Genomic DNA, 9,742 nt, shown 5'->3' with positions numbered 1-9,742 from the left:
GGCGACGGGTCGGTTTTACTTCAGCACTCTCTTCCATGATGTACACGTGTCCATTTCGTTCGTTAGTGGACACGATCCTCGCCGATCAGCGCGTTTCGTTTCAAGGTGCCTTCGCCGAGCGCTTACGCTGTTTTACACATGCTGGGCTCTCGACACATGACCACCGCTTCAGGGGTGGTCCCTTGGTCATCGTAGCAAAGGAATACTCATTCCTTTTTTTGCAATCATAATAATAGACTACTCAAATTGATAAGGGGCTCCTATTCAAAATGACAAAAGACTACTACATCACCGCTGCTGTGAAAAAGGGACCACATGCTTGTATAGATGGCTAGTTTTGTGCTGAGTTCCCGGCGGTCGTGCCTCACGGTAGCGTTTATACGTCGCATAATGTTAAAACATTTCTTTAAAAAAATGTTTTTTGCTAAAACATATTGGTACGCAGATAAGAGACAAGCCCGCTGTTAAATAGTGCGGACGGTACGGCAATACAGGAGCGAGACCACAAGGTGCTAAGTGAAATGGATATTGCCCCCCTATAAACCTTATTCATGGGATCTTAAATGCCGAATGTGAACGCGCTTTAGTCCTGGACGTTGAACGGTTCTTCACACCGCTTTCATCCTGTGCCCGATAAGGTCTTACGTAGCGCTGCGACTGGCTAAATACCTAAGTTAGGCTTTGCCAAATAGCGAACCCAATGCTCGTTACCGGTGGATCAACTGGCCATCACGTGCTGACCTCCGTCCACTGGTATCACCGTGCCGGTTAACATTTTTCCACCATCTCCGACCAGGTATGCTGCCAGTGCGCCAACGTCATCGATACTCGCCAGGCGCTTCTGCGGAGCCTGCGCTGCCGCTCTTTCCAGCAGTTCGTCAAAACGGTCAAGACCACTGGCTGCTCGGGTGCGCATCGGTCCAGGAGAAATCGCATGCACACGTATATCTTTTGGTCCCAATTCCGCTGCCAGATAGCGCGCGGTGCTCTCAAGTGCCGCCTTGACCGGTCCCATCAAATTGTAGTGCTCGACCACCCGTTCCGATCCGTAGAAGCTCACTGTCAGCAAGCATCCTCCCTGGCGCATCAACGGTTCAGCCAGCCGCGCGATGCGAATAAAGGAATGGCATGACACATCCATGGCCATTGCAAAGCCAGCTGCTGAACAATCGGTGACACGCCCATGCAGATCCTCCTTGGGTGCATAGGCAATCGAATGCAATACGAAGTCCAGCCGGCCCCATTCCCGCTCGATTCGCTCGAACAGTGCTTCGAGTTGGCCAGGAATGCGCACATCACATGGTGCAGTGATGGAGCATCCAAGCGCCTCTGCCAACGGCTCAACAAAGGGCTTAGCCTTGTCATTTACGTAAGTCACTGCCAATTCGGCCCCTGCCGCTCGAAAGGCGCGCGCGCAGCCATAGGCTATGGAGTGTTCATTGGCAATTCCCAGCACCAGCCCACGTCGGCCGCGCAAGCTGAACGGCGCTGCAACCGATCCGTCCACGAACGGTGCCATCCCCGGCGCAGTCGCTCCGGCGGAATTTGCTGGCGACGTGGCACCTCCTCCTTCGGGCGTTGATTGAGTGTTCCCCCCATCAAGCTGCTCTCGGTAACGCTGTCGGTGCGCGACCGCGACTTCCGGCACCTCGATGACGGGCCGCCGGATTTTTTCCGTCGGCGCAAGCACTTCCGCCGTGCCGGTGACCACGTCTTCACCTTGCTGATTGGTACAGCGGCAATCAAAGTAGATCACCTTGCGCGCAGGGTCTTTTTCTCTTGCGGTCACAGTGACGGTCACGGTGTCACCGATTCCGACCGGACGCTTGAAACGTAAATCCTGCCCCAAGTAAATCGTGCCCGCACCCGGCAATTTTGTTCCAAGCACCGCAGAAATCAAGGATCCCGCCCAAATGCCATGGCCGACTACCTTGTGGAAGCGGTTGCCTGCCGCAAAGACCGGATCGAGATGCGCCGGATTGACGTCACCGGATACTGCGGCAAACAGTTCAATGTCTTCCGGTAACAGTGTGCGAACGAGTTGTGCGTGGTCTCCGACAGCGACTTCGTCGAACGTAAAATTTTCGACTGTTCGAGCATTCATGCAGGCATCCTGGCATTCGTTGAGCGAGGCGACAGGATAATTTTCGCCATTCCCGATGTACTTGATCCAAGTCAGGTTTTTTTGGCAAACGTTTGTTTATCTTCGGCGGATCAACTTCTCAAAGACCTATCCAATGGATCACGCACCTTGGGACATGCTCAACCACCCTGAACGGCTTGCCAGTGCCTGGCTCGGAACTCCTTACATGGGGCAGCGTCCGCTTGACGATAGCAACAAGGATCTGGACCGCATCGTGATGGCAGCGGTTGGACGACTTACCGGAGGCATGTCGCCAATTGCCCTATGGATGGCATATATCGACTGGATCACGCACCTCCAACTGTCGCCATCAAAGCAGCAGGAATTGCTCATTGATGGTTGGCATAAGGTGGCAAGGTGGCAGGGGTATGCCTATGACACCATGCGGCATGCAGACAGTACGCTTGAACCCTGCGTCGATCCTCTGCCCCAGGACAAGCGCTTCGCCGATCCTGCATGGCAGCAGTGGCCATTTAGCGTCATGTACCAAGGCTTCTTGATGTCCCAGCAATGGTGGCATCGTGCGACAACAGGAATCAGTGGTGTCTCGAAACATCACGAGGAGGTTGTGACTTTTGCTGCGCGACAACTACTTGACATGTTGTCGCCCTCGAATTTTGCCAGCATGAATCCCGTGGTGATCAATGAGGCGGTCCGAAGTCAGGGGCAGAATTTCATCCGCGGCGCTACGAATGCTGCCAACGACTGGCTCCATGACATCTCCGCCACACCGCACGAACACGCATTCAAGGTCGGTGAGACGCTCGCTGCCGCGCCGGGCAAGGTGATCTTCCGAAATCGGTTAATCGAACTGATCCAGTACGCGCCAGCATCATCGACTGTTCATACGACGCCGGTACTGATTGTGCCGGCGTGGATCATGAAATACTACATTCTTGACCTGTCGCCGCATAATTCATTGGTGCGCTATCTGGTTGAGCAAGGGCACACCGTATTCATGATCTCCTGGAAAAATCCGGTCGCTGCTGATCGTGAGCTCACCATGGATGACTATCGTACGCTGGGCATCATGGACGCCATCGAGACCATCTGCAAGACGACGCAATCACCTATCCTCCATGCGGTCGGTTATTGCCTTGGCGGCACTCTGCTCTCAATTGCCGCAGCGACGATGGCGCGTGACAACGATCAGCGACTGGCAAGCATGCCCTTGTTCGCGTCGCAAGTGGACTTCAAGGAGCCAGGCGAGTTGTCGCTGTTCATCGATGAAAGCCAGGTTGCATTGCTCGAAGCATTAATGTGGGAACAGGGATATCTCGATAGCCGCCAGATGGCCGGTGCGTTTCAGATGCTTCGCTCCAATGACCTGATCTGGTCGCGTCGGCTGAATCATTACCTGCTTGGCTTGCCAGAAAAAGTCACGGACCTGATGGCATGGAATATGGATACGACCCGCATGCCCTACCGGATGCATATCCAGTATCTGCGTGACCTGTTCCTTCACAACGACCTGGCCGAAGGCCGTTATAGCGTGAATGGGCAGCCAATTGCTTTGTCCGATATACGCGTGCCAATTTTTTCCGTCGGCACCATTACCGACCATGTCGCGCCGTGGCGATCGACTTATAAGATCCATCTGCTCACCGATACCGAAGTAACTTATTGCCTGACCAGCGGCGGGCATAATGCCGGCGTGGTTTCGCCGCCCGGGCATCCCAATCGGCAATACCAGATTTCCCGACACTTGCCCACCGATCCCTATATCAACCCCGAAGATTGGCATCGCACGACGCCATCGCAGGAAGGATCATGGTGGGCCGCGTGGGAAGGCTGGTTATCCAGCCAGTCGCCGCACCGGCAAAAGCCACCATCCATGCCGCCTGCCGTCTGCGATGCACCGGGCACTTATGTGTTGCAGCGATAAAAAGGCCGGAGGGTCGCCGACCCATCTTGCCAGGAACCATAAAACAAATCTGAGGCATCGTTGCCTCTCTCGCCTGCTTCGCCGTTCAAGGCATCACGGCGTTGATAAGATCAATCATAGAAGCGCATGATGAAACAGTCCGTCAGCATTGACCAACCCTACGCGCTTGACAACGATAGCATTGTCGCTGCTCTCGAGACGAATGCCCATGCTGGTCTGTCCTCAACTGAAGCGTTACAGCGGCTTCATGATGACGGCCCCAATGCCCTTCGTGCCGAACCTCGCCCACCTGCCTGGCGGCAGTTCCTGCTGCACTTTCAGGATCCGTTGGTCTACCTACTGATTGCTGCTGCAGCCATTGGCCTAATTGCGTGGTTCATCGAAGGGCGCGCTGGCGCACCCGTTGATACCATCGTCATTACAGCAATCATCATTCTCAATGCCATCCTGAGTTACGTGCAGGAAGTCAAGGCAGAAAATGCTGTTGCGGCACTGACTAGCATGACAGCGGCCATGTCATCGGCACTACGTGACGGAAAACTTGTCCGCGTACCCACGCACGATCTGGTCCGTGGCGACTTGCTCTCCTTGAGCGAGGGAGATATCGTTGGTGCAGACGCACGCCTGGTGCAGGCGTCGGCATTGCGGGTGCAGGAAGCGTCGCTGACCGGCGAAAGTGAAGCCGTGCTCAAGGATACGAGGGTACTGCGTGAACCGGTTGCGCTGGCCGACAGAACCAACATGGTTTTCAAGGGCACTACCGTTGTTCAGGGCAATGGTCTGGCCATTGTGACCGCCACCGGGATGGCTACGGAGATTGGCGCCATCGCCAGTATGCTCGACCGTACCGCAGAATCTCAGACACCGTTGCAAAAGGAAATCGGCAAGGTCGGTAAGACACTTGGTACAGTTGTGGCTCTCATTGCGGTACTCGTCGTGGCCACAGTCCTCCTGATTACTCCAGTTCACGGGGTGGCGGAAATCGTCGAGGTGCTCCTGCTTGGGGTCTCGCTTGCCGTGGCAGCTGTGCCAGAGGGCCTGCCTGCGATCCTGTCGATTGTGCTTGCCCTGGGCGTACAACGGATGGCGCGGCAAAATGCGGTCGTCAAAAAGCTGTCCTCAGTGGAAGCGCTGGGGTCGGCCACAGTGATTGCATCGGACAAGACCGGCACGCTGACTCGGGCGGAAATGACGATCGAGCGCATTATCACAGCGTCTGGAACGACCCATGTCAGCGGTATCGGATATGCACCAAAAGGTGAGATTCTCTATCAAGGCGAACGGCTCGAACCAGGGCCACTGCTCTCCGAACATGTCGTAGTTTTATGCGGCGGCAGCCTGGCCAGCAATGCCGATCTACGTAAAAGCGATGCCGGGCAATGGGAAATCCAGGGCGATCCGACCGAGGCAGCATTCCTGGTCGCTGAAGAGAAGCTGGGCGCTGCCGCACGGCGCAAGCGGCGTTTTGAACGCATCGGTGAAATCCCGTTCAGCTCGGAACGCAAATTGATGTCGACCCTACAGGTCGATCATGAAGATAGCGACAATATTGTCATTGTCACAAAAGGCGCGCCTGATGTATTGCTCCAGCGATGCAGCAGGGTTCGCATTGGCTCCGAGACTGTCTTGCTGGACGACGCCCGACGCCAGCGCATTTTGGCCGACATCGACAGCCTTTCCGATGCGGCCCTGCGTACGTTGGCAGTCGCCTATCGTTCCTTGAAGCCGGGAGAAGACCCGCATCCAAGCGACGAGTTGGAACAGGATCTGATCTATGCCGGTACGGTTGGCATCATTGACCCTGCACGCGAAGAAGCCGCTCTGGCAATCCGCGAAGCCCGCCATGCCGGCATTCGAGTGTTGATGATTACCGGCGACCATCCCCGAACCGCGGCGCGCATCGCAGCAGATCTCGGCATTACTGCCGCCCCGGCGCCGGCGTTGACCGGTTTGGAGTTGGAAAGGATGGACCAGGTTGCCTTTGCCAGTGCGGTTAGATCGGCCTCCGTGTTCGCCCGTGTCGCTCCCGAGCACAAATTGCGGATCGTTGATACGCTGCAAGCCGATGGCAATGTCGTTGCAATGACCGGCGACGGCGTCAACGATGCTCCCGCACTGAAGTCGGCGGACATTGGCATCGCGATGGGTATTACTGGCACGGAAGTGACCAAGCAAGCGGCCCGAATGATTCTTGCTGATGACAATTTTGCAACGATTGTACGTGCGGTGCGCGAGGGACGGCATATCTTCGACAACATCAGGAAGTTCTTGCGTTACCTGCTTTCATCAAACATTGGCGAGGTATTGACCATTTTCCTCGGCGTGGTTCTGGCAGGCGTTCTCGGTCTGACTGATGCTGCAGGAGGGCTTGTGTTGCCCCTGCTGGCGACCCAGATTTTGTGGATCAATCTATTGACCGACTCAGGGCCTGCGCTAGCGATGGGTATGGATCCCGAAACCGATGACGTCATGGCACGTCCACCTCGCCGGCGGACTGATCGGATCATTGACGCACAGATGTGGGCAAGTGTCTTGCAGACCGGTTTCGTGATGGCTATCGTCACGCTGCTGACCATCGACTTTTATTTGCCAGGCGGTTTGATTGAAGGCTCGCGTGATCTCGACAATGCGCGCACCGCCGGCTTTACGGTGCTGGTACTTGCCCAGCTTTACAACTGCTTCAATGCCAGATCGGACATGACAAGCGCATTTCATCACTTGTTTGCCAACAAGTGGCTATGGGGTGCGATCGCCTTCTCGCTGCTGCTGCAGATTGCGGTCGTCCATCTGAGCGTGCTCAACACTGCATTCAGTACCACACCACTTGACTTGGAGCAGTGGGTCTTCTGTGGTGTCGTTGCCAGTACGGTGTTATGGGCCTCCGAGCTTCGCAAGAGGCTGCAACGCGCACGTAGAACTCATTTGCCCGCGCCGGCTAACGCGACATTTTCCCAATAGACTTCTCCGTCATATGCCTCAACGCCCTCGCCTTTTGCTCCCGCCATGAAAACAAAACTGTCGACAGCATCATTACTCTTCGCCGGCATTGTAGTTGCCGCTGTGGGTATTGGAAGAATGAAATGGAATGCCGAAACGCGCGAACTGCGTACCCGTCTTGATGCGGCACGGCACCCAATCACATCGAAGACGGTCGACTTCAATACACTCTCGTCTCTGCCGTCGCCGGTGCAACAATTCTTTCGGACGGTGCTCAAAGACGGTCAACCCATGGTGGCGGGTGTACACGTCAGACACCAGGGCACGTTCAACATGAGCGAGTCGGATGACAAATGGTATCCGTTCACGTCGGATCAGAAGGTGGTCACGCAACGGCCCGGGTTTGACTGGAATGGACGTATTGGTGTCTTGCCAGGTTTGAATGTGCATGTGCACGATGCCTATGTGGCTGGTGATGGCATTCTTCACGCGTCGCTGCTTGGCTTATTTACCGTTGCGCACCTGCATGGCAGTAGCGATGTGGCGGAAGGCGAACTCATGCGCTTTTTTGCAGAAGCAGCCTGGTATCCGACTGCATTATTGCCCAGCCAAGGGGTACGTTGGCATGCCGTGGACGCCAACTCGGCGCAAGCCACGCTTGAAGACGGCAATATCAAGCTGACCCTGTTGTTTACCTTCTCCAATGCCGGATTGATCGAGTCTGTCCGTACCGACGCACGCGGTCGTACTGTGAATGGGAAAATCGTACAAACACCATGGCAAGGACGGTTCTGGAACTATACACAACGCGCGGGAATGTCGATACCACTTGACGGTGAGGTGAAGTGGATGCTGCCGGAAGGCCCCAAGCCTTACTGGCGTGGTCACATTGCCGAGATTGCCTACGAATTCGCGCAGTAGTCAGGCGGGGCGGCTGGCCTTACAAAGATGGCGAAAGCCACTTTCTAAAGACTCCCTCTCACCTCCTTACTGCAGGTCTTTGGTAGAGTTTTTCCGACCAAGCCGGCGCTTCCTCAAAATTCAGTGAGCCATCAGCACTGGAATGGTCATTTTCTCAAGCACGGTCAGTGTTACCCCACCCCGCAGCATTTCCTGGAAACGGGAGTGGCCATAGCAGCCCATGACAAGAAGATCACTTTGCGCAGTATCGCAACATGCAAGCAGCGCACCCCCGATATCGCTGTGACTGTCGCGTTCCTGTATCACGTTCGCTGCAATGTCATGATGGGCGAGATAAGGAACGATATCGGCTCCTGCTACATCATTCGAGGCTGTTGGCTTCCTGCCATGGCGCAGGATCAGTACGTCGACCTTTCCGGCACGTTCCAGCAGGGGTAGCGCATGATGCACGGCCCGGGTTGCTTCCAGGCTGCCATCCCAAGCCAGCAATGGATTGTCGGCCAATACCTCGATTTCATGGCGATGTGGCAATACCAGAACGGGCCGTCCACTGGATACCGCAACATATTCCGGTAGGTCATCAGCCATAGGATGAGCCGGCGCTTCTGCATCCCATTGGGTAAGAATAGTCAGGTCGCTGTACCTAGCATGCAAACTCAAGCCATCAAGTTCATCATCCGCTACCAACCTGCATTCAAATGATTGGAGACCGGCAGCACGCGCTGCGTCTTCGAAGCGCGCCAGTGCCGCCTCTGCCGACTTGTGCAGACGGCCAACTTCTTCATGCCACGCATCTGTGACCTGCCCGCCCTGCTGCCGGGTCCGCTCCGACAGACGCAGGTAGTGAGAAACTCCAGTGACAGCAACACCAACTATATGGGTATTGATGTTGTTCCCGGCAAGGGAGGCAGCACGTACACGCTGTACCAGGTGAGGCGAATGATCGGCATGGACAAGAATAGTCTTATAGGACATTGGACATTCCGTAGTGGATAGGATCAGATCCGGGTAACTCAAAGCGTTGGCAGCAGCCCCGTTTGGCGGCTTTCGGCTTTTTCAATTCAGGAAACGTACGGACCAGGTATCGCGCAAATGAGCAGCGGATAAACCCGAATAGAAACAGGTAGCTGTTACCCCCGTTCGCTATAGGTTATAGCGGGGACATCCCGGCCTTAGCTCTGCTGTTCAATGCTACGTCAATGCAATCTGAAAAGCCCCAGCATGGCATGAGTACCTTAGGAGAATCAGATTTGCAGCAGCTCGGTATGGCCGAATCCCTTTTGGTAGTCAAGCACCGATAAGAACTGGGGGCGAATCTTCAACAACAGGACATCATTGGTCTGGTTTGACTTAGTCCATTCCAGCAGCTGTGGGAAGCGTTTGATCATGCAGTCGGCAGCATGCTGAAGTTCCTTTGCGTCGTTGAGGAACTCCACGGTGCCGCTGATAGACAGGCCCTTGATCTCGTTCCAATCCTTGTAAGGCGCGTTGATCGTCAGCGAAACCTTGTTATTGCGACGCAGGTTATCTGCCTTTTGGCTGTTCTTGCCGATACCAACGTAGATGTCCATGCCATCGTTTGCATAGCTGACCGTAGTCGCCTGTGGATAACCGTCCGGCCTTACAGTGGCGAGCGTCAGGTCCTTGCCGTGATCAATGATGTCGAGTATGAATTTCTCAGTTGATTTGTCCATGTCAGCATCCTCCAGCGCATGAATTGCCGCCGATGTCATCGCATCCCGCAGCGGCGGATTAATGTCACTATGCGACCCAAGCCCTGCTTGTTACCTTGACCTGAATCAAAAATCCCGGCCGGGAAAAAACCTGGCAACCGCCTCTTCGGCGTTCAGTGCACT

At 55.2% G+C, this 9,742-nt stretch carries 6 protein-coding genes and 1 pseudogene; 3 read left to right on the top strand and 4 right to left on the bottom strand.

All coding sequences use genetic code 11. From position 1 onward, the window contains the following. Positions 1-718: 718 nt before the first annotated feature. On the bottom strand, positions 719-1,519 hold the full coding sequence (fabI, locus tag FH061_RS31365) for an enoyl-ACP reductase FabI (RefSeq protein WP_225984956.1): 801 nt from the start codon (positions 1,517-1,519) through the stop codon (positions 719-721). A 195-nt stretch (positions 1,520-1,714) separates the two neighbouring features. Beyond that, positions 1,715-2,104, bottom strand: a pseudogene (locus FH061_RS31360) (MaoC/PaaZ C-terminal domain-containing protein); the annotation flags it as partial. Between the two features lie 55 nt (positions 2,105-2,159). Here FH061_RS31360 and FH061_RS28695 point away from each other — a divergent pair. From FH061_RS28695 to FH061_RS28685, 3 genes are all read left to right on the top strand, one after another. Further along, positions 2,160-4,028, top strand: coding sequence for a PHA/PHB synthase family protein (locus FH061_RS28695; protein ID WP_225984953.1), 1,869 nt, complete (start codon positions 2,160-2,162; stop codon positions 4,026-4,028). A gap of 126 nt (positions 4,029-4,154) precedes the next feature. Further along, positions 4,155-6,986: a cation-translocating P-type ATPase gene (locus FH061_RS28690; protein WP_318841067.1), complete on the top strand. Its 2,832-nt coding sequence runs from the start codon at positions 4,155-4,157 to the stop codon at positions 6,984-6,986. Between the two features lie 45 nt (positions 6,987-7,031). Then, on the top strand, positions 7,032-7,886 hold the full coding sequence (locus FH061_RS28685; protein ID WP_151639257.1) for a DUF6920 family protein: 855 nt from the start codon (positions 7,032-7,034) through the stop codon (positions 7,884-7,886). Positions 7,887-8,006: 120 nt separating this feature from the next. On the opposite strand, the gene FH061_RS28680 is transcribed toward FH061_RS28685, so the two are convergent. Together FH061_RS28680 and FH061_RS28675 are read right to left on the bottom strand one after the other, a co-directional pair. Continuing rightward, on the bottom strand, positions 8,007-8,861 hold the full coding sequence (locus FH061_RS28680) for a universal stress protein (protein WP_151639256.1): 855 nt from the start codon (positions 8,859-8,861) through the stop codon (positions 8,007-8,009). Positions 8,862-9,130: 269 nt separating this feature from the next. Beyond that, entirely contained in the window at positions 9,131-9,580 is a 450-nt protein-coding gene (locus FH061_RS28675; protein WP_151639255.1) for a pyridoxamine 5'-phosphate oxidase family protein, read from the bottom strand. Between the last annotated feature and the right edge of the window lie 162 nt (positions 9,581-9,742).

The sequence above is a fragment of the Noviherbaspirillum aerium genome (genome assembly GCF_008929045.1).
Lineage (GTDB): Bacteria > Pseudomonadota > Gammaproteobacteria > Burkholderiales > Burkholderiaceae_D > Noviherbaspirillum > Noviherbaspirillum aerium.
Note: the sequence above shows the minus strand (reverse complement) of the source record. Positions and strands in the feature narration are given on the sequence as shown.

Coding starts and splice junctions, on each gene's coding strand:
- fabI (WP_225984956.1), bottom strand. CDS start 1,519: ATGGCACCGTTCGTGGACGGATCGGTTGCAGCGCCGTTCAGCTTGCGC.
- FH061_RS28695 (WP_225984953.1), top strand. CDS start 2,160: ATGTACTTGATCCAAGTCAGGTTTTTTTGGCAAACGTTTGTTTATCTT.
- FH061_RS28690 (WP_318841067.1), top strand. CDS start 4,155: ATGATGAAACAGTCCGTCAGCATTGACCAACCCTACGCGCTTGACAAC.
- FH061_RS28685 (WP_151639257.1), top strand. CDS start 7,032: ATGAAAACAAAACTGTCGACAGCATCATTACTCTTCGCCGGCATTGTA.
- FH061_RS28680 (WP_151639256.1), bottom strand. CDS start 8,861: ATGTCCTATAAGACTATTCTTGTCCATGCCGATCATTCGCCTCACCTG.
- FH061_RS28675 (WP_151639255.1), bottom strand. CDS start 9,580: ATGGACAAATCAACTGAGAAATTCATACTCGACATCATTGATCACGGC.